Source organism: Culturomica sp. (assembly GCF_003524185.1).
Taxonomy (GTDB): Bacteria; Bacteroidota; Bacteroidia; order Bacteroidales; family Marinifilaceae; genus Culturomica; species Culturomica massiliensis.
Genome location: NZ_DOED01000016.1, coordinates 1 through 21,903 on the forward strand (window position 1 = coordinate 1; position 21,903 = coordinate 21,903).

General features: G+C 43.3%; 16 protein-coding genes. 6 read left to right on the top strand and 10 right to left on the bottom strand.

Annotated elements, in window-relative coordinates:
- Positions 1–339: 339 nt before the first annotated feature.
- The 4 genes from DD657_RS06420 to DD657_RS06435 all read left to right on the top strand — a co-directional run bounded on the left by DD657_RS06420 (position 340) and on the right by DD657_RS06435 (position 7,367).
- A complete protein-coding gene (locus DD657_RS06420; protein ID WP_287049093.1) occupies positions 340–2,667 on the top strand; it encodes a GH92 family glycosyl hydrolase in 2,328 nt (775 codons plus the stop codon).
- A gap of 29 nt (positions 2,668–2,696) precedes the next feature.
- On the top strand, positions 2,697–5,006 hold the full coding sequence (locus DD657_RS06425) for a GH92 family glycosyl hydrolase (protein WP_287049095.1): 2,310 nt from the start codon (positions 2,697–2,699) through the stop codon (positions 5,004–5,006).
- Positions 5,007–5,279: 273 nt separating this feature from the next.
- Positions 5,280–6,416: a clostripain-related cysteine peptidase gene (locus DD657_RS06430; protein ID WP_021988282.1), complete on the top strand. Its 1,137-nt coding sequence runs from the start codon at positions 5,280–5,282 to the stop codon at positions 6,414–6,416.
- 159 nt (positions 6,417–6,575) lie between these two features.
- On the top strand, positions 6,576–7,367 hold the full coding sequence (locus DD657_RS06435) for a C40 family peptidase (protein WP_287049097.1): 792 nt from the start codon (positions 6,576–6,578) through the stop codon (positions 7,365–7,367).
- 66 nt (positions 7,368–7,433) lie between these two features.
- Here DD657_RS06435 and DD657_RS06440 read toward each other — a convergent pair whose 3' ends face one another.
- From DD657_RS06440 to DD657_RS06460, 5 genes are all read right to left on the bottom strand, one after another.
- The gene (locus tag DD657_RS06440) at positions 7,434–8,537 is read right to left on the bottom strand and encodes a PdxA family dehydrogenase (RefSeq protein ID WP_287049099.1); all 1,104 of its coding nucleotides are present in this window, start codon (positions 8,535–8,537) and stop codon (positions 7,434–7,436) included.
- Between the two features lie 199 nt (positions 8,538–8,736).
- Positions 8,737–10,884, bottom strand: a complete 2,148-nt coding sequence (gene pnp, locus DD657_RS06445) for a polyribonucleotide nucleotidyltransferase (protein WP_021988285.1) — start codon at positions 10,882–10,884, stop codon at positions 8,737–8,739.
- Between the two features lie 154 nt (positions 10,885–11,038).
- The gene (gene rpsO / locus DD657_RS06450; RefSeq protein ID WP_021988286.1) at positions 11,039–11,308 is read right to left on the bottom strand and encodes a 30S ribosomal protein S15; all 270 of its coding nucleotides are present in this window, start codon (positions 11,306–11,308) and stop codon (positions 11,039–11,041) included.
- Positions 11,309–11,420: 112 nt separating this feature from the next.
- The gene (locus tag DD657_RS06455) at positions 11,421–12,494 is read right to left on the bottom strand and encodes a DUF1573 domain-containing protein (protein ID WP_021988287.1); all 1,074 of its coding nucleotides are present in this window, start codon (positions 12,492–12,494) and stop codon (positions 11,421–11,423) included.
- A gap of 14 nt (positions 12,495–12,508) precedes the next feature.
- A complete protein-coding gene (locus DD657_RS06460) occupies positions 12,509–13,573 on the bottom strand; it encodes a DUF1573 domain-containing protein (protein ID WP_287049102.1) in 1,065 nt (354 codons plus the stop codon).
- 504 nt (positions 13,574–14,077) lie between these two features.
- On the opposite strand from DD657_RS06460, the gene DD657_RS06465 reads away from it, so the two are divergent.
- A complete protein-coding gene (locus DD657_RS06465; RefSeq protein ID WP_287049103.1) occupies positions 14,078–15,847 on the top strand; it encodes a type 2 lanthipeptide synthetase LanM in 1,770 nt (589 codons plus the stop codon).
- Between the two features lie 23 nt (positions 15,848–15,870).
- On the opposite strand, the gene DD657_RS06470 is transcribed toward DD657_RS06465, so the two are convergent.
- The 5 genes from DD657_RS06470 to DD657_RS06490 all read right to left on the bottom strand — a co-directional run bounded on the left by DD657_RS06470 (position 15,871) and on the right by DD657_RS06490 (position 21,046).
- Positions 15,871–17,637 (bottom strand): (Fe-S)-binding protein, encoded by a 1,767-nt coding sequence (locus DD657_RS06470; protein ID WP_287049105.1) that lies wholly within the window; start codon positions 17,635–17,637, stop codon positions 15,871–15,873.
- Between the two features lie 29 nt (positions 17,638–17,666).
- The gene (locus DD657_RS06475; RefSeq protein WP_021988291.1) at positions 17,667–17,996 is read right to left on the bottom strand and encodes a 4Fe-4S dicluster domain-containing protein; all 330 of its coding nucleotides are present in this window, start codon (positions 17,994–17,996) and stop codon (positions 17,667–17,669) included.
- Positions 17,997–18,024: 28 nt separating this feature from the next.
- Positions 18,025–19,053, bottom strand: coding sequence for an FAD-dependent oxidoreductase (locus DD657_RS06480; RefSeq protein WP_068690131.1), 1,029 nt, complete (start codon positions 19,051–19,053; stop codon positions 18,025–18,027).
- A gap of 159 nt (positions 19,054–19,212) precedes the next feature.
- On the bottom strand, positions 19,213–20,283 hold the full coding sequence (locus DD657_RS06485) for a heterodisulfide reductase-related iron-sulfur binding cluster (RefSeq protein ID WP_021988293.1): 1,071 nt from the start codon (positions 20,281–20,283) through the stop codon (positions 19,213–19,215).
- 73 nt (positions 20,284–20,356) lie between these two features.
- Positions 20,357–21,046, bottom strand: a complete 690-nt coding sequence (locus DD657_RS06490; RefSeq protein ID WP_287049108.1) for a 4Fe-4S dicluster domain-containing protein — start codon at positions 21,044–21,046, stop codon at positions 20,357–20,359.
- A 274-nt stretch (positions 21,047–21,320) separates the two neighbouring features.
- Here DD657_RS06490 and rbr point away from each other — a divergent pair, with 274 nt between their 5' ends.
- Entirely contained in the window at positions 21,321–21,899 is a 579-nt protein-coding gene (gene rbr, locus DD657_RS06495; RefSeq protein WP_021988296.1) for a rubrerythrin, read from the top strand.
- Positions 21,900–21,903: the final 4 nt, after the last annotated feature.

A 21,903-nucleotide genomic window follows, 5' to 3' on the forward strand; every position in this document is an offset into this window, starting at 1 on the left:
AAAATAACACATTGGGACGGACTTATTGTGTAATTTACGATTTATGATTTTTGATTTACGATTGGGGTGAATGCTGATTTGTAGAAGGGTTTAGAAGAGGTTGTTTCTGATTTTAAATTTCAGCTTTCAGTTTGAAAGTTGGGTTTGGAGTAAAAATGGCAGGATGTGTTTGTGAAGTGTGCTGAAAGTTGGTTAAACTTAGGGAGTATTTTTTATAAAAATTAACGGATATTTTGAAGTTTGATTATTTTTGTATCGGACGTCTTTCCTCTGTATTAATTTTGAGGGAGAGGATAACATCCTGTGTCCGGAAAAATGAATGATCTGCATCGTATTCGTATGAAAAGGATATCCGTATTGTTATTGGTTTTGATTTTCGTAGGAGGAAGTGTTGTTAATGCTCAACGAAAAATCGATTATGTGAATCCGTTGATCGGAACGAACGGAATGGGGCATACCTTTCCCGGTGCCTGCGTTCCTCACGGTTTAGTGCAATTGAGTCCGGATACGGACACTGTTCCGCATAATATTGACGGAAAGTATCAACCCCGGGTATATGAATATTGCGCCGGTTATCAATACCGGGACAGTTCGATTGTCGGTTTTAGTCATACTCATTTTAATGGGACGGGGCATTCGGATCTGGGTGATATTTTGCTAATGCCGGTGACCGGACCGGTAAAATATAATCCGGGGACAGCGGAAAATCCGGATAGCGGTTATCGTTCCCGCTTCTCACATGCAACGGAAAAAGCTTGTCCGGGGTATTATTCCGTTGTGTTGGAGGATTATGGTGTGAAGGCCGAATTGACGACGACGGAACGGGTAGGGGTACATAAATATACTTTTCCGGAGGGTGACGGACATATCATACTGGATTTGAAGCATGGTATTTATAATTACGATGGAAAGGTGTTGTGGGCCAATTTGCGGATAGAGAATGATACGTTGTTAACGGGCTATCGTATAACGAGTGGCTGGGCCCGGGTGAATTATACTTATTTTGCAATTACTTTTTCCAAGCCGATAAAGAGTTACGGTTACCGGGAGATGAAGCCTTTGCTTTACAATGGTATGTGGCGGAAGTTTGATGTTTACCGGAATTTTCCGGAAATCGGCGGACGGAATGTCGTTGCCTGTTTCGATTTTGATTTTTCCGGCGGAGAGACACTGGAAATAAAGGTGGCTCTTTCTCCGGTGAGTAGTCGTGGTGCATTGAACAATTTGCAGGTTGAAACTGCAGGAAGGAGTTTTGATGAATTGTGTCGACAGGCAGAACAAAAGTGGGAAAATGCTTTGAGTGTGGTCGATGTGACAGGAGATTATGACCGGACCTGTAATCTTTATTCTTCTCTTTATCACACATTAATCAATCCTTCGGTTTATATGGATTGTGACAGTTTGTACCGGGGTGTGGATCATGAAATACACAAAGCCGGTGATTTTACCAATTATACCGTTTTTTCCGTGTGGGACACCTACCGGGCTTTGCATCCGTTGTTCAATTTGTTTTATCCTTCTTTGAGCAAAGATATCGTTGCTTCGTTTTTGGCTCATTACCGGCAGAGCGTACACGGATTGCTACCGATTTGGTCTCATATGGCCAATGAAAACTGGTGTATGATCGGATATCACGGGGCTTCGGTTGTGGCGGATGCCTGTGTAAAAGGAATCGAAATGGACAGGGAACTGGGATTAGAGGCGGTTGTGAGTAGTTCTACGGTGCCTTATCTGGAAGGATTGGCTGAATATATGGAATCAGGATATGTACCGCAGGAAAGAAGTAGTAGTTCGGCATCTGTGACACTGGAATACGGATACGACGATTGGGCCATTTATAATATGGCCCGGGTGATGGGCGAGCAGGAGATAGCGAACAAATATTTCAAGCGGGCAAAGGCATATAAACATTTGATTGATCCGAAGCTGGGATTTATTCGTCCGAGGGACAGAGCCGGAAATTGGAAAGCGGATTTTGATGTTTTGGATACTCATGGACAGGGTTTTATTGAAGGTAATTCCTGGAATTATTCTTTTTATATACCTCAGGATGTGAATGGATTGAAGGCTTTTATGGGAGGAGATAAACGTTTTATCGAACGATTGGATTCTTTGTTTACAATGGAATTACCGGCTAAATATTATGCAAATACAGAGGATATTACAGCGGAAGGGTTAATGGGGAATTATGTACACGGTAATGAGCCCAGCCAGCATATTCCGTACCTGTATATGTGGACTTCCCAACCCTGGAAAACACAGTATCGTCTGCGTGAAATAATGGACCGGATGTACCGGAATAATATCGACGGGCTTTGCGGGAATGACGATTGCGGGCAGATGTCGGCCTGGTATATTTTTTCGGCCATGGGCTTTTATCCGGTTTGTCCGGGCTCGGATCAGTATGTATTGGGAGCTCCTTATTTTAAAGAGATGACTGTACATCTTGAAAATGGTAAAAAACTGGTGATTAAGGCTCCCCGTGTGAGTGCTGAAAATCGTTATGTGAGGTCTGTAAAATGGAATGGAGAAGAGTATAAAAAAGCCTATCTTACTCACGAGGCTCTCCGTGAAGGCGGGGAATTGTATTTTGAGATGGGGGCTACTCCGAATAAGAAACGGCTGTTTACGAAGGAACAGAAGCCGTATTCCATGACGAAGGAATAATGTATGTTTATTCGTTAAAATTAAAGTTTATGAAAGAGAAGGTGGTTGTATTATTGGTTTTGTTGGCTCTGGTTTGGGGATATCATTCTCCGGTAAGGGCAGAGGAGAAAGATTATTCGGACTATGTAAATCCTTTAATGGGGACATTGTCTGAATATCAGTTGTCTACCGGCAATACTTATCCGGCAATAGCCCGTCCTTGGGGGATGAATTTCTGGGTTCCCCAGACCGGCAAGATGGGAGATGGATGGATTTATGTATACGATCATTATCGTTTGCGCGGTTTTAAGCAGACCCACCAGCCCAGTCCGTGGATCAATGATTACGGTACGTTTTCCCTTATGCCTGTGAAGGGAATGAAAATTACGGAGGAGGAGCGGGCGAGTTGGTTTTCACATAAGGCGGAAGTAGTCAAACCTTATTATTATAGCGTATACCTGGCTGAACACGATATTGTGACAGAGATGACACCGACTGAGCGGGCAGTTTACTTCCGGTTTACTTTTCCGGAAACGGACGAGGGATATATCGTGATCGATGCTTACGATAAGGGGTCGTATATAAAAGTGATTCCGGAAGAGAATAAGATTATGGGTTATACAACCCGTAATAGTGGCGGTGTGCCGGCGAATTTCAAAAATTATTTCGTCGTTGAGTTTGAAGATACCCCGGATGCATGGCATATTTGGAAAGATGGAAAGGTGTGTGACGGCAGGGAAGTGCAGGATGATCACGTGGGGGCTTTGATCGGCTTCAAAACCCGGCGGGGAGAAAAAATCCGGGCTCGTGTGGCTTCTTCTTTTATCAGCTATGAACAAGCCGAACGTAACCTGAAAGAATTGGAGAATAAAACGTTTGAAGAGGTAAAGGCAGAAGGACAGAAAGTATGGAATAAAATTTTAGGTGTGTTTGATGTTGAAATGAGCCTGGATGAGATGCGCACTTTTTATTCCTGTTTGTATCGTTCTGTTTTATTTCCGCGTAGCTTTTACGAATTTGACGAAAACGGACGTCCTGTTCATTACAGTCCTTATAACGGAAAGGTATTGCCGGGTTATATGTTTACGGATACGGGTTTTTGGGATACTTTCCGTTGTTTATTTCCTTTACTGAATCTGGCTTATCCTTCGATGAATGCTAAGATACAGGAAGGATTACTCAATACGTATAAAGAAAGCGGTTTTTTGCCGGAATGGGCGTCGCCGGGACATCGCGGTTGTATGGTGGGAAATAATTCGGCTTCAGTAGTGTCTGACGCTATCCTCAAAGATATTACTCCCAGGGATATTCAGTTGCCTTTGTATGAAGCGATGTTGTCTACTGCTAACAGTTGTCATCCGCAGGTGAAATCGACCGGGCGGTATGGCTATGAGTATTATAACAATTTAGGTTATGTACCTTATGATGCCGGAATTAACGAAAGTGCAGCCCGTACGTTGGAGTATGCCTATGATGATTGGTGTATTGCCCAGGTGGGGCGGAAGCTTGGCCGGTCGGCAGAAGAGACCGGTCTGTATGAAAAACGTTCACAGAATTATAAAAATTTGTTTGATTCTTCTCATAATTTGATGCGTGGTAAAAACAAGGACGGACGGTTTCAGGAGCCTTTTAATCCATTGAAATGGGGGGATGCGTTTACAGAAGGTAACAGTTGGCATTATACCTGGTCGGTGTTCCACGATGTGAAAGGGTTACAGGATTTAATGGGAGGGCGTGATGTTTTTGTATATATGCTGGATTCCGTATTTACCGTTCCACCGGTTTATGACGATAGTTATTACGGCGGGGTTATTCATGAAATCCGCGAGATGCAAGTAATGAATATGGGAAATTATGCTCATGGTAATCAGCCTGTACAGCATATGATCTATCTGTATAATTATGGCGGTGAACCCTGGAAGGCTCAATATTGGGTGCGGCAGACGATGGAGAGGATGTATCGTCCGACTCCCGACGGATATTGCGGGGATGAGGATAACGGACAAACTTCGGCCTGGTATGTGTTTTCCAGTTTGGGTTTTTATCCGGTATGTCCCGGTAGCGATCAATATGTCATCGGAGCGCCGCTGGTCCGGAAAGCAACGATTACATTGGAAAACGGTCATAAAATTGAAATATCGGCTCCGGACAATACTCCGGAGAATTGTTATATCCGGAGTTTGAGGGTGGATGGGAGAGAATATGACAAAAACTATTTTAGTTACGGAGATTTGATAAAAGGTACGACTTTGCAATTCGATATGAGTCATAGGCCGAATAAAAAACGCGGGATACATCAGTCGGCATTTCCTTATTCGTTCAGTGATCAGAAAATTTTTGATCAGGGATTTTACAGATAGGTTTTTCATTGAGGGATGAATTTCAAGCAGGTGGTATTTTATATAAGTATTGATTCCCGGTTAATTTCGATGTATGTTATTCGAACGGTAAATCAAGCGGATATTTATCGGGTCTGAAAATAATTAATTTGCAATTGAAAATCAAAGATTTATTATTTGTCAGGCTGGAATCGGATTTACAATCTACAATTTACAATCAGAATCTATAATTTTGCTACCGATGTTTTACTTTTTGAAAAATAATCCGTATAATCGAATTTTAATTTGAATAGCATGATGCGGATTATAGGTATACTATTATTGTTTCTGGGACTTTGGGGATGTAGTGACGACAAACATACTCCTCCTATGGCAGATCGGACTGTGATTGTATATTTGGGTGTAGATAATAATTTCAGCGGGGAGGATGATGAAAAGATTGCCGGGTTGACAGAGGGGTGGAAAGAAAGTTTCACCGGTCATTTATTGGTTTATGCAGACCCGCGACCTAAGGGTAGTAATTCGGATAATCCGCAGGGAGAGCCCTACTTAACGGAAATATTGTGGGAGAACGGGAAAGCCGTTGCCCGGGAAGTGAAACGCTATGAAGAAAGTAATTCTGCCGATCCGGTTATTTTTCGCCGGGTATTGTCCGAGATTGTAGATGAATATCCGGCTCAGTCTTACGGTTTGGTCGTTTTATCACATGCTTCCGGTTGGCTTCCTGTCAATACGTTGGCCCGTCCGCGTTCGGTTATATCCGATAAAGGAGAAGAAATGGAGGTCCGTGATTTTGTAACGGCTTTGCCCGTAAAGATGTCTTTTGTTATTTTTGATGCCTGTTTGATGGGAGGCGTTGAAGTTGCTTACGAGTTTAAAGAGTGTGCCGATTATCTGGTATTTTCTCCGGCCGAAGTATTGGTGCCCGGTTTCGTATATAAAACGATGATGGGTCATCTGATGAAGGAAAAACCGGATTTAACGGCTGTTGCCCGTGAGTTTTACGAATATTACGATAAACTGAGCGGTGCATGGCGTTCTGCGACAGTTACGGTTCTTGATGTGTCGAAAATGGAAGCATTGGCGAATCTTGCCAAAGAGTTGCTGGCCGGTGTCGACGGTGAAAAGCATCTTGATATCGGTCATATACAACGTTACGGATACGGCTGGAATAATCTGTATTTCGATTTGGGAGATTACCTGGAAACGTTATATCCTCAGCGTGTCGGAGAGATAGAGGCTGCTTTGAATGCATGTATTGTGTATAAGGCTCATACTCCCGGCTATTATTCGGCAGGTAACGGTTCTTATTCTGCCATTGATTTTTATAGTGGTCTGACTGTTTATATACCGCAGGAGGCTTATCCTTATATGAATAACGAATATAAGAAGATGAAATGGACACAACAGGTAAATCCTTATATTCCCTGATATTTTTGAATAATTTATTACCTTTGTTCGAAGTTGGGGGTTGCCTGGCTTAAGTCTATAGACTTGTTTATCATTTTTGCAATTTGCTAAAAAAGTTTTTACAATATTTGAATAGATCAACTGATTTTGATGTATTATTATAATTCCTAATCTATAAAGATGGCTTTCGGAATAGCAGATTTGAGTATTGTTCCCATGCGTCGGGAACAGTCGGAAAGAAGCGAGATGGTTTCGCAAATATTGTTCGGTGAATTATATGAAATATCGGAGGTTGCCGAAAAATGGGTGTATGTGAAATTGCTGCATGACGGTTATGAGGGGTGGATCGACCGGAAGATGTGTAAACCGGTGAGTGATGAATATGCGGAAAAATACCGGGCCGATGTTCCTGTTCTGACAACCGAAGTTTTTAATATTATTACGAAGGAGGGGGATTACGGCAATAAACTGATTGTTTCCGGGAGCGTTCTTCCGTTTTTAGAAGCAGATAGCCGTAAGTTGCTGATCGGGGAAGATGTGTATACGATGGTTACACGTCCGAAGGATGTCGGGATAGACAGTTTGCGGGAATTGATTATCGAATATGCGTTGATGTATTATAATACCCCGTATTTGTGGGGAGGGCGTTCGCCGTATGGAATTGATTGTTCGGGTTTGGCGCAGATTGTCTATCGTATTGCCGGTATCGATTTGCCCCGGGATGCCTCCCAGCAGGTTAATTGCGGGCAGAATTTTTCTTTTGTAGAAGAAGCTTTACCAGGTGATCTTGCGTTTTTCGGAGATGATGCTGGGGCTATTACTCATGTCGGCATATTGTGGGAACAAAACCGGATCATTCATGCTTCCGGGCGGGTACGGGTAGATAAAATCGATCATCAGGGAATTTTCAATGAGGAATTGAAACGATATACCCATAATCTTAAGGTTATCAAACGGGTTATAAATGATTGATTCTGGTATAAATAAAGGGTGGCTGTAAAATTTGCCACCCTTTTTTATAATTGTTTTTCGAGGAAGTTAATCTTCCGGAAAATCTTTGACACCTGCGATTTGTTCGACATTCAGGTCGCTTTCATTGGCATTTCCGGCGACGTCGTAATGTTGTAGCGGGTTAGCAGTCAATTCCGCATTTTGTTGTCTGTTGTTGAATACATCTATGCCGAGGTATAATGCCGAGTTCAAAGCGATTTCATCCGCCTGGTTCTGGCCGACGATGTCGTAAGCTGTTCCCGATACGGTTGAGGTATATACGATCGGAAGCCCGGCAATAAGGACTGCCCCTTCGTTGCCTTCTATCGTTTTGAAAGGAACCATGCCCTGATCGTGATACAAAGCCAGTATAGCATCGAATTTTTCGTAATCCGTACCTTTGAACAGGTTTTCCGAGGAATAAGGGCCGAGAGCCATAATTCCGTTTTCCCTTGCTTTTTCAATGGCCGGGATGATGATGGATTTTTCTTCTTCTCCGAAGAGACAGTTCTCTCCACTATGGGGATTTAGTCCCAATACGGCAATACGGGGTTTCCGTATGGTAAAATCTTTTTTAAGTGTATTGTCGAGCATCTTCAGCTTACTGAGTATGTTGACCGGCGTAATATTGGCTGCAATTTCCTTAAAGGGAATATGCGTTGTAACAAATCCGATTTTCATTTTTGTACCGACCAATACCGGCATAACATTTTTAACGCCGTATCGTTTGGCCAGATAGTCCGGACATCCGTAGGCACCTTCTGTTTTGAAAGATTCGATCCCCTGGGGTGCTGCAACGATGATTTCGATTCCCTGATGATCCAGATCATCCAGAGCTTTTTTCAGGGCGATCATGGCAGCTTTGTCCGATTCGGCCGTTTCCTGACCCAATTCGACTTTTACTGCATCGTCGATACAATTGATTACATTACAACGTTTGGGGTTCGCTTCTCTCGGTGTTTGTATGCTATTCAGATTAAAATTTTCGATATTTAAAGTTTTCCGGTGATAGGCTGCGACTTTTGAAGAACCGTAGAGGATAGGAGTACATATTTCACAAATCCGGTTTTCTGCCATCATTTTTATGATTAGCTCGTAACTGATACCGTTTACATCTCCGTGTGTGATACCTACATTTAATCTGTTTTCCATATAATCTTTTTTTAGATGCTCTCCGTTGTATTATTATTATACGGCTGGACTCTGAATTGTTGTTGTATAAGCCGCTCAAATCCCGTCGGATTTTTGCCGTACCGGGGCATAACTTTGCTTATGCAAAGATAAACTAATTTTATATTTGTATTGGGATTTGGCTTTGTTTTCTTGAGGGAAGGGGTATAAAAAAAGAGGCTTAAGCCTCTTTTTTGTTTGGGTTTTCCGGACTTTTACGTTCGGGCTTCGGCAACAGGGCCTTGCGTGACAAACGAAGTTTTCCGGTTTTTTTATCTATTTCGAGCAGTTTGACCTGTATACGATCTCCTTCTTTCAATACGTCTTCGACTTTTTCGATACGTTTATAGTCGATTTCCGATACATGGAGTAAACCGTCTTTACCCGGCAGGATTTCAACGAAGGCGCCGAAGGGCATGATTGATTTTACAACCCCTTCATATACTTCTCCTTCTTCCGGTCTGACGACAATAGCGCGGATACGTGCCAGTGCCATATTGATAGAATCGGCATTCGATGCAGCTATATCTACGATACCTTTGTTGTCGACTTCTTCGATATTAATGGTAGCACCTGATTTTTCCTGGATATCCTGGATGATCTTTCCGCCGGGTCCTATTACGGCACCGATCTGATCTTTATCGATGATAATGGTCTGGATACGCGGTGCATGTGGTTTGAGATCCGGACGCGGTGCAGGTAATGTTTCTGTGATGATATTCATGATATGCATACGTCCGCGTTTTGCCTGATCCAATGCTTTTTCCAGAATTTCATAAGGCAGACCGTCCACTTTGATATCCATTTGGGTAGCTGTGATACCGTCTACGGTTCCGGTTACTTTAAAGTCCATATCGCCCAGGTGGTCTTCGTCGCCGAGGATATCCGACAGTACGGCGTATTTTTCACAGCCTTTGTCGGTAATCAATCCCATAGCAATACCGGTAACCGGTTTTTTCATCGGTACACCAGCATCCATTAAGGCCAAAGTTCCGGCACATACGGTTGCCATCGATGAGGAGCCGTTGGATTCCAAAATATCGGAAACAACACGGATGGTGTATGGGAAATCTGTCGGTATCATGCGTTTTAAAGCACGGTGAGCCAGATTACCGTGACCGATTTCACGACGCCCTACGCCCCGGCTCGGTCTTGCCTCTCCGGTAGAGAACGGGGGGAAGTTATAATGCAACAGGAAACGTTCTTTGCCTTGTTCCGTTGCTTCGTCGATAATCTTTTCGTCCAATTTGGTTCCCAAAGTCACCGTCGATAAAGATTGAGTTTCTCCACGGGTGAAAATCGAGGAACCGTGAGGTCCGGGCAGAGAGCCTACTTCGCACCAGATCGGACGGATTTGTTCGGTGGTACGTCCGTCTAAACGTACACCTTCGTCCAGAATCATGCGGCGCATAGCCTCTTTTTCAACATCATGATAATAACGGCTTACCATCATTTTCTTTGCTTCTCTTTCTTCTTCCGGAAGGCTTGCCATATAGTCTTCGCCTACCTGATGCAGCAACTCGCTTCTCAGGTGTTTGTCGGCATTGCATTGGCGGGCTACATCGTATGCTTTTTGATAGCATTTGGCCCAAACGTCTTTGCGCAATTCTTCGTCATTTACTTCATGACAATAGGTCCGCTTTGCTTTTCCGACAGCTTCAGCCAATTCTTTCTGAACCAGACACTGGTCTTTGATGGCTGTGTGAGCAAATTTGATCGCATCCAACATTTCCTGCTCGGATACTTCGCTCATTTCTCCTTCAACCATCATGATGTTTTCATAGGTTGCACCGACCATGATGTCGAGGTCTGCATTTGCCAGTTGTGAGCAAGTCGGATTGATTACCAATTCGCCGTTGATACGGGCAACCCGTACTTCTGAAATCGGTCCGTGAAATGGAATATCGCTGACTGCAATAGCAGCGGAAGCCGCTAAGCCGGCCAATGAATCCGGCATCGATTCTTCATCGGCAGAATATAAGGTAACCTGTACAAAAGTTTCTGCGTGATAATCATCCGGGAATAACGGACGGAGCGCCCTGTCAATCAAACGGGATACGAGAACTTCATAGTCAGATGCTTTTCCCTCTCTTCTGGTAAAACCTCCGGGGAAACGACCGATGGCAGAAAATTTTTCTTTGTAATCTACGGATAACGGCATGAAATCGACATCCGGTCCTGCTTCCTGGGCAGATACTACGGTGGCTAAAAGCATTGTGTTGCCCATCTTTAACATGACAGCACCATCAGCTTGTTTTGCCAGCTTGCCGGTTTCCAGTGTAATTACTCTTCCGTCATGCAGAGTAATACTTTTTTCAATAATGTTCATAATTTTACTGTTAAAATAAATTCATTTTAACGGAATTCTTCAATAGATGATAACCCCAAACCGGAGTTTGAAATTATATAAGGAGGAGTGGAGGGAGGTAAAAATAATTAAAAACAAGCCCGGGAATAAACCCGGGTTTGTCTGAAGCGTATGATTATTTACGAATATTCAAAGCTTTAATGACAGCACGATATCTTTCAATATCTTTTTCTCTCAGATAGTCAAGCAATGCTCTACGCTTTCCTACTAATTTAATCAAGGCACGCTGTGTAGCAAAATCCTTGTGATTACTTTTCAAATGATCGGTCAAGTGACTGATACGGTAGGAAAATAAAGCGATCTGAGATTCTGCAGAACCTGTATCTTTATTAGACTTCCCGTAATTTGAAAAAAGCTCTTGTTTTTTTTCAGGAGTTAAATACATAATTTCTAAACTTTTAATTGAATTAATATCGTTAAACGGCGCAAAATTACAATTTATTCCGGAACAAACCAACGGAAGGAAAAATTATTTTACTCTTTCGGAGCAAAATAACTTATTTCTTATTGGCAATATTCCCGGATATGGTCAATTGCGTTTCCGGATGTTGAGGGTCGTTGGTAATGACCGTTATCGATTTATATTGCCGGCCGCTTTTTCCGGTAGAGTCGAAGGTCGCCCGGATTGTCGTAGATTGTCCCGGACTAAGTATCGTTTCTCCCATCGTTACGGCTGTGCATCCGCAACTGGCTTTTGTTTTCCGGATGATCAGGTCGGATTTGCCGTTGTTTTTCATCACAAAATCACAATTTGCTTTTTCTCCCGGTTTGATTTCTCCGAATTCGATGGTATTTTTTTCGAAAACAGCAACGGGGGCATTGGCCAGTTCTTCTTCGGTCAATTTGCTGAAATCTTCTGTAATATGAGCGCTGATGCTCAAACGGTTTTTGTATGAATTGTCGTTGTCGATCGACAAAATGACATTGTCGTAAACATATCCGTAATCATTCCTTTTGTCAGCATCCAAAGAAACGATAATCATGCCCTTTTTACCGGGTTTCACAATTTGCGGTTCGACTACGGCTGTAATGTAGGAAGGTTTGTACCGGATACTTACACTTACCTCTTTTTGCCGGCTGTTGAAGAAATAAACGGTGTCTTTTTTTATTTCTCCGAAATGTATTTCTCGGAAAGACAGGTTGTTGGATTTGAATTTCAAGCTATCCATGTTTAATTTATAAAGTAAATCCGGATACCTGGGGTTGTCTACGATGTTTCCGCGTATTCTCAATTGTTCCCGCGCCGATGATGCGTTGGAGTAGACCGTAAGCGTATAATTGAAATTCGTGGATATCTGTGTCGTGGGAAAAGAGATTTTGATCGTACCGGTTTTGCCCGGAGCTACCGGCTGTTCGTTCCAGGTGGCTTTTACGAGTGTCGTAACCGGAGCTACCCGGCTGATGATGATCGGTTGTGTTCCGGTATTTTTAAATCCGAATGTTACAGTCGTCGGTGTTTCGTCTGCTTTCAGGTTTTTCAATTCGATTTCTTTGGTTTTGAAATCAAAAACTCCCTGAGCCTGTGATAGGAATGGACTGAAGAGTAGTAATATCCCAACAATGAGTTTCATGTGAATGACTTATTTTATTGAACGGTTGCTGACAATCTGTAAGAGACGATCGTGTTTTTGGGATCGTTGAACGTGAAGGAAATAATTTTAGCCTTTTTGCCCGGCGTATCATTCGTCTTTAGGGTAAGCGTCACTTTGGCTTTCTTACCCGGTTTGATCGTCATTTTTGCCGGAATAACGGTAAGGTTTTGGTCGTCGGATGTTTTTATTTTGCGGATGATCAAATCTGATTTCCCCATGTTTTGAATGTAAAATTCGTGTTTTTTAGTGGTATTTTTAGCTAATATACCTAAATCGAATTCGTCTTCAGAAAGCTTAACAACGGGTGCCTTGTCGTAGTTATCGGCCTTATAGGCAGAAAAATCTTCTGTGATATTGGCAACTACAGGTATTTCTATCTGTTTTCCATGGTTTGTGCCGATTGACAGTTTATCGGATACAAAGCCCCAGTCGTTTTTGGCGGCGGCGTTGTATTTGACGGATATTGTACCCTTTTCTCCTTTTTTCAGGGTTTCCGGTTGAACGGTAACTGTGATGTGGGGAGAAGCCGGGGTTGTCGTAATGGTTAACGGCTGTTCTCCCAGGTTTATCATTTCGATTGTTTTTTCGGGAGTGTCGGTATTTTTGATCGTACCGAAATTAAGGTTTGAAGCAGTAAGTTTTAAATTACCGATGCTCTGTATATAGTTTGCGTAAGGGTCTCTGGGTTTCCGTTCTATTGTTCCCCGGATGGTCAGGGAAACGACGGCATTTTCTGCGTTGGAGTTAACAGTTATACTTTTTGTGAATGGACCGCTGCGCCTAAGTGGGTTAAAGCTTACCCTGATATGGCCCGTTCCGTTCGGAGCGATTGGCTGCCGGTCCCATTCCGGGGTTGTACATCCGCAACCGGCACGTACGTTCGTCAGGATCAAAGGGACGGTTCCTGTGTTTTTAAATACAAAATCATAAACGGCATTACCTCCCGTCTCACTGATTTTCCCAAAGTTGTGGGATGTTTTTTCAAATTCAATTTTCGCTTTCTGGCTGAATGCCAGCACCGGAATAATTGTAAAGCACAATAACAACAACTTCTTCATTGCTTCCATTTTATTTGATAATACTAATACTGCAAACGAAATGACAATCGTACCGGTTGTGACCGGTATTCCCGATAAAAATCCATCAAAGGTATAAAATATATAGAAAAAATGCCGGTTTCCGGGATACTTTTTCTATATGCTTTCAAAGAATTCTATATGCTTTCAAAGAATTTTGGGTTGTCATATTTTCGGATTTTCACATCCCAGTTTACCGAAAAAATGCCAATCGGTTCCGTTCGGAAACAAAAAAACGCCATTCGTAAAGACATCGGTTATAGATAGCGGGATTTTCTGACTATTGTATATATTTGAAATACATAATAATATCTACTGTGTTATAAGAAAACAGCATGTCGTGTAGGGGCATCAAAGAAATATTCCGGATACACTATAGAAAGGATATATATTAGATTTCGTATAAGGCGGGCGTCCAAGAACAATATTCTTTTATGCAAGCTTTAAAATCATGAATGAATGAACGGTCATATTTAATTTGTAATTATGCTTTCTGAAAAAAAAACTGTAGTACCTTCTTCACGTATTCTGGAAAGTTCAAATCCTTTGACAAATCCCAGGCAACAAGGTTTGCAAATAATTGACAACCGCCCTAATCAGCTTATTCAAAGATTGGTATCCCAGCTTGGGGGAGGGGATGACGATGATGAAAAAGCGAAATTGACAGGAGTAATGCATGAAAAACTCAGGATACTTGAGGATATAATAAAGACGATAAATAACCGGCAAATGGAAACAGAATATCAGGAATGTTTTCAGTTCTGCTTGTCCGATCAAGGATACAGGCATTATATGCAGCTCTCGGCTTACGAAGAAATGAATAAGCGTTTGGACTGTTTGTTGGAAGAGTGCAGGGATTGGGAAATTACTCACATACTTACTTTTTTCGATCGTTTGTCTCCTTTTCTTATTAATGATCATAATCTGGAATTGTTACGTGATAAATTGAAATATAGCCTTTCTGGAGATTGGGGGATGGATGTATTTTGTTTGTCACGATTATGCCGTTTGAGTGATAATATTGTAGAATCGTCGAATATGATGCTCAGGCGTTTGAATAAAGATTGGCCAATAATTGTAACACATTTCCTGCCTTCCGTCCCGGATATGGGAGAACTGGAGGCCGTTGAATTTACAGGTTCCGATTTTCATAATGGCGGACAATCCGTTTGTATTGTCAGTACCACGAAGGGTGTCCGGTTTGTTTATAAACCCAGAAGCGTTATTCCCGACATGCTGATTTTTGGTCAGGGCGACAGTTGTCTCAAGTTTTTTGCCGATAAACAGTTGCAGACTGCTCCCCAATTCCCCGGGCCGGGATTGATGTCTTATCTGCCAGGGGATGATAAAAGACAGGGAGAAGAATACGGTTATATGCAATTTATAGAACACAGAACCCGGATTTCGGAGCAGGAAGAGCGTGCTTACTATTTTCATTTGGGGCAGATTACCGTATACTCCAAATTATTGGGTATACTGGATCTTCATCAGGATAATATTATGGTATCGGACAAGGGGCAGGCTTATCCTATCGATGCAGAGGTCGCTTTCTGGCCTTCTTTTATTCTAAACCCAACTGTTTGGGCAGGAAGTTGTATGCAGAAATGCCTGAAGCTGTGTTGTGATACGTCAGAAGCTATAGAGGATATGACTAAAATTAAAGCGACGGCTAATTTTTACTTGCCTTCCTCGCAGGAACAAAATCCGGATATATTGCTTCATGATGTATATATGATCGAAGAGAGGAGAAGAAGGAACATTGCCTGTGAGAAAAAGGAACCTTTTTATAAAAATTTCAAAGAGGGCGTAAAATCGGTTATAGATATTTTACAAAAAAATTTGGCTGGATATAAAGTTGAAATAAGAAAATATTATGAACAATTGCAGACTGTTCGTATTGTGCCCGTGGCGACACAGGCCTTTAATTGCTATTTTAATAGAACGACTCCTCGGACTCAGAAGCAGGAGTTGGATACCCTTTATAGTGAATTTCAAGTATATATGAATAAGCAAAATTGTGAAGAAACGCTGGATAAAGATAGTTTTATCCGCTTGCTGTTAGATGACTTGAATCAAGGAGACATACCTTTGTTTTACTATTTGCCGCATGAAGATGAAATTGTGCTTCACCGGACACCGGTTGCCAGGGTTAAGGTGAAGTTGGTAGAGGCTATGGATGCCGCCGCCGATAGTCTGGCTGTGGCGAATCCTGAAAAAATAGCGGACACTCTGTTTCAGCTACCTCCGTTTCCGTAATTTACGGTCTATAGTTTTGTGTGTCATAAATTTTCAGCTACGACTTCGGCTATGTCTTTTACCGGTATGGATGTCGATTTTTTGGCAAATGTTTTTTTGCACAGCGGGCAGGCGGTTACGATGACATCCGGCCGGTAGGCGGCATAGGCGGCTACGGCGTCGGCGGCGATATGGCTTTTCTGTTCGGTGGAGATGTGGTTATTGGCTAACGATCCTCCGCAGCATAAGGAGTCTTTGCCGTCGTAACGGGTTGCCAGTTTACGGCTGACCTGCCTCAATACTCTTTCGGGAGCGGCATATACTTCACTGCCCCGTCCCAATTCACAAGGGTTGTGAAAAACGGTTTTGTCGTCACTGACCGTCGTTTTTAGTATGTTGTTGGATATCAGGTAATCGATGTATTCGGTATGGTGCATGATTTGCATGGACAGTCCGTATTCTTCCTTAAAGGTTTTGTAGCATATCGGACAGGACGTGACCAGTAGTTCCGCTCCTGAATTTTCGATTATCGCTTTGTTTTTTTCGACGATGACGGAAGCGGCACTTTGATTGCCCGAAAGCATCATCGGCCGTCCGCAGCAGATGCCGTCCTGTTCGTCTATAAATGTATATCCGACACCTGCTTTGCTGAAGATGTGTTTCATGGCCTGGATGACCGATGGGGTAAGATGTCCCATACATCCGGCAAAATAGGCTACTTTCGTTTTTTTGGGGTCGGCAGTTTTTACATAATTGTAAGTGTCTTTGGTGATTTGTATCCGGTCCGGGCGTTTGCTCAAACGGATGGCATTCAGTTTGAGGTCGACCGGGCATGCTGCTTCACAACGACCGCACATCAGGCAGTTTTCGGTCTGTTCGGAGTAGTCTTTGTGATGCCGTATTTTTTTGAGAAAATATACGGGTTGAGTGTTGTTCATACCCAGCGATGTATTGAGCTGACAGCGATCGATACAAATACCGCAACGCGAACAGGCGTAAAGTTGTATTTCGCTGAATGCATTGAACGTTTTTCCTTGTTTGATACCCCAGTTTTTTAAGAAAATATACACGACTTCCGTCGGGATATGCATATAACGGGAAAACGGCAATAGCAGGAAGAACAGGCCAAGGGCCGAGGAATAGGCCCACCAGGCCGGATAAGCCAGAGATTCCAGCGGTAGGGTATCGGCAAAGAAGTTGCCCGCTGTATGTGTCAGAAAGCTACCGCCTCCGCGAAGTCCGCTGGTAAAACTCTCTGCCAGGAAACGCAGCGGGAAAATCAACCACAACACCGTAAGAATGAGCAAATCGAACGGACGATGGCTGGTCGTTTTTTTTAGTCCCAGGGCTTTGGAATAAAGTCTTTTCATCAAGGCCAGGAATAAGCCGGAAAGGATCATCAGCAGGATCAGGTCCATGATAAAGGCGAAGACATTGCTGTAAGGAAATGTTTCTTTGGCCGGATGAAAAAAACGGAAAAAAATGGCAAAATAAGGGGGATTGAGGGCACTGGTATGGTAGACCATGGATTCCGTTTTGCCGATGACAATCAGCAGAAACCAACCGAGTCCGAAACACATGTGCATGTATCCCAGGAACGGATTCGTACGATAAATTTTACGATGTACCAGGCATTCCAGAAAAGCCTCTTTTATGGCCTTAACGGTTTTCAGACTAAACATGCCTTTCCGGATCATTTTCTTTTCCGGCTTGGAAAAGGTTTTGATCCAGCGGAAATATTTAACGACGAGGAATATAAGCAGTATATTCAGGCCAATGGTAAAAGGAAGTACAAAATTATCGTAATACATAAAAGATGGAACTTGCTAGTAGTTGAACGTTATTTTTTTATATAATCGATCATGGTCAGTATCATTTTCCGGGTATCGACGCCCCTGGGACATACCAGCAGGCATTTCCCGCAAAGCATGCATTTTTGCAATTTGGTCCTGGCTTCTTCGTTTTCGCCCCGCTTTACCAGCATTTGAAGCTTCCGGATGTTGAAGTCCGTCAGATTGCCGGCCGTACAGGTTGCAGTACATCCCCCGCATCCGATGCAAAGTTTACTACTGGGTGCATTTTGTGCCAGATAGGCGATAAAAGCTTTGTCGTTTTTATCGTAGTCGATGCTTCTGGTTTCCGGTATGGAATATCCCCACAGTGTTGTCATTGTTTGAGCGATTTGAGTTTATACTATATCAGGCATTCCCGGATTTTTTCAGGTAGGCCGTAATGTTACAGGCTGCAGAACGGGCATCCGCCAGGGTATCCGTCAGGTTCATGGGGGAGGTGCTGCAACCGGCGACGAAAATGCCTTCTTTTTCTGTCAGATTCGTGCCGTAATGGGGATCGGCGGGACGGATAAAACCGTTGGGCGACAAGCCGAGGGATAATTGTGCTGCTGCTTTACGGCTGCCCTCGGAGGCCTCCATTCCGATCATCAGCACCATTAAGTCCAATGTCATTTTAAGCGGTTTGCCGACTAAGGTGTCTTCTACTTTGATTACCAATTGCTTGCTTATGTTTTCAGAAGCTTCGGACAGGCGGCCCCGGACAAATTTGATGTTGTATTTTTCTTGTGCATCGCGGTATAGTTCTTCATAGCCGGGACCAAACATACGCATGTCCATGTAAAAACAGAAAATTTCGGCATCCGGCAATAGCTCCCGTGCTTCGATGGCTTGCTTAACGGCTGTGATGCAGCATAGCTTGGAGCAATGGTAGTTGCATACTTTTTCGTCCCGTGAGCCTACACAGTGGATGAAACCGATCCGTTGCGGCTTTTTTCCATCGGCAAGTGTGAGGGAGTGGTTGGTAAAAAGGTTTTCAAGTTCGACAGAAGTAATCACATGGTTGTATATACCGTAACCGTACTCTTCTTTCCGGTGGGCGTCGAATAACCGGAAGCCGGTGGTCAGCAACAGGGCATCTGCGGATAAAAGGGATTTGTCGCTCAGAGTGACCGTATATTTACCCGTTTCGTTTTTGGACATTTCGACGGCCTCTGTATCCAGGTGAAGGGTTATATTGGGATGATCGAGGTTGTTTTTTAATTTTTCCGTGATATCCCTGGCGTTTTTCCGGTCCGGGAAAAGTTGATACCAGTTGTTAAGGTTGCCGCCGGTCGTATTTTCTTTCTCGATCAGATCGATCTTAATGCCTTCCTGTGCCAATCTGTAGGCTGCCTCACATCCGGCCGGTCCTCCTCCGATAATGATTACGTTCATACTATTGATAAATTTATGATGGATTTCAGATTTAAATAAGCTAAGATATTTATGTTTCAACCACTTTTATTCAATGTAAATACCCAAATGGCAGAACTAAATCGATGACTTAAATGGATGAATCGCTTTATTTAATTCTAAAATTATAGTTTGCTGTTATTATTTCACTTTCAAATACGTCGGACAGGTCGGTTCTCCCAAAGAAATTCCCTTACTGTTTTTGTATTTGGCCTCCGGATCATAGTCTATTCCCATTTTATCCAAAAGGGGCTCTACTGCAACCTGGTGCATCTGTAATCCGATTTCCCACGGATCGTAGCCTAAAATCAATGCAGTCAGTTCTTCATAGGTCAGGACGGGGATACCGTAGCCGTCCGTTCCGTAAGTGGTGCCTTCCATTTCGCTGATCGTATATTGCCATTTGTCGAGGAACATCGCACACCCCGGGCAATTGGCTACGATAAAATCAGGTGCATAAGGCTGCATGGATTCGAATTTCTTCTTGGAATTGGCGACAGAAAATCCGCGATTTGCCATAACAAGGTAGTTTCTGAAACCGAATCCGCAGCAATGCCGGCGTTCCGGGTAGTCGACGGGATCTCCGCCCCAGGCTTCTATCATGCCGGTGAGTACGGCGGGAAATTCTGCTCCTCCGATTCCTTTGGAAGGAAACATTTTGGCGTAATGGCAGCCGATGTGGTCAACCCCGCGCAAGGCTCGTCCGGTATGAACGTCTTTTAATGTATATTTCGCCTGAATTGCAATTTCATTCCGGAATTTATAAATGATATCCGAAGTATGAGCCAGATTTTTAGGCTTTTTAAATTCCCGTTTTGTCGCTTTCCATAAGAATTCCCGTATTTTTTCCTCTATTTCCGGGTGATGTTCCCAGGTATCGAGAATTTCCGTATAAATACCGAATGACGTAATACAGGAAGGGGTCATATTTTCATAACCGGCTTCGGTCATCAGGGCGAAATGGCGGGCGACGACGGTCATAATGGTTTCTGCCGGAACGATGTCCGAATGGTAGCCGATACCTGTACAGGTTGTATGACGTGCGTCTTCCATGACCTCTTTTTGCAATTTGTTACGAAGAATGTCCAGATAAGCCCATTCCGATCCGGGAAAAAATGTCTGGCGAATACAACTGCGTGCATAGAAGTATTTATCTTCTGCAATTTCTTTCTGGTATTCGTTCCATATCTGTTGTTTGCCGAGTAAATCCATCTGTTAGAAAGTCAAAATTTAAAAAGTCGAAAGGAAAAAAGTTTAAATCTGAGAACTTTTGACCTTATTCTGATTATGAATGTTGTCCGTTGTTTTGGGTATATACCGACATGAGGTATTGTTCCATGTCGGCGCCTTCTTCCGCTGCTTTTTCTTCGGAGCATTGCTGTATCCGGTTCATAAAATCGGAACCTCCGGTGACATCGAATATTTTACGGAGTTCTTCCATGCTCGCTTCATCGATTTCCCGCAAAGCTCCGGGCCCCGGCTTCCGGTAGTTGGCGTGTACCCGCTCGAATACATCGTCGAGGTGAGCATACACCCATTCCCATACCGGCCCTTGTTCCGGATGCATTTCCGGTTTGACAATATCCGGAGTGACACAGTATCCCCGTTCCAGAATATTGTGGTCGATGACTCTTTTAAGCGCGTATTGCTGTCTGCCTTTTTCAGAACAGGTGAACGTACCTTCTTCCTGGGCCAATTTACGTAACGCCATAATGATGAGGCCGGGCGTGTTGCCCCGGGGACAACGGGTTTTACACGACATGCATTCACCGCAATACCAGATGGCATCTGAGCGGATGAATTGGGCAATCGTTTCTTCATCGCCTCGTTGTACCGAATCGACGATCATACGCGGATCGTAATTGTAAAACTCGGCAGCCGGACAAATAGCCGTACATACTCCGCAGTTCATACAACTGTTCATCCCTTCGATGTAATGAATATCTTTTTTCAGTTTCTCAACTAATCCGGACATCTTCTTCGTTTTTTATCTTTTCCCTAACGGGTATATTATTACACATGCAAAATTATATTTAAAAAGAAGAAGGTTAAAGTAAGTAAATGCGTATTGTCGATGTGTATTTATACTTATGTGGCCGGCATAAGGGCCGGAATGGGAAATGGATAGACGGGACAAAGCCGGTTGTAAAGAGGGAACTTTGTGCCTGTTTTTACGTAGACAGGATGTTGTCGGGAAAATTTAAGAATAAGGGTTTTCGATTTTTTTGTATCATATAAAATTTAATAAAATGGACAGATCATTAAAAGGAACGCTGACGGAGCAAAATTTACTGAAAGCATTTGCGGGAGAGTCGCAGGCTAAAAACCGGTATACATTTTTTGCCGAAGTAGCCCGTAAAGAGGGATATGAGCAGATTGCCGGTATTTTTTACGAGACGGCTTTACAGGAAGAGACTCATGCGAAACGTTTTTTCAGTTATCTGGAAGGCGGGATGGTTGAGATTACGGCGGCTTATCCGGCCGGGGCGATTTTGCAGACGGAGCTGAATTTACAGGAAGCGGCAGAAGGGGAGTATGACGAATGGCATAACCTGTATCCCGCATTCGGAGAGATTGCTGCCGGAGAAGGATTTAAAGCCGTTGCTTCTCTTTTCAGGCATGTGACGGAAGTTGAGCAGATGCATGAAAACCGTTATCTGAAATTGTTGGATAATTTGCGGACCGGTCTTGTATTTGCCCGTCCGGAAGAGGTACGGTGGTATTGTCGGAAATGCGGATATGTGCATGTGGGTAAAACGCCGCCCAAGGTGTGTCCGTCCTGTTTGCAACCGCAAGGTTTTTTCGAGTTGTTTCCGGATAATTATTGAAAAT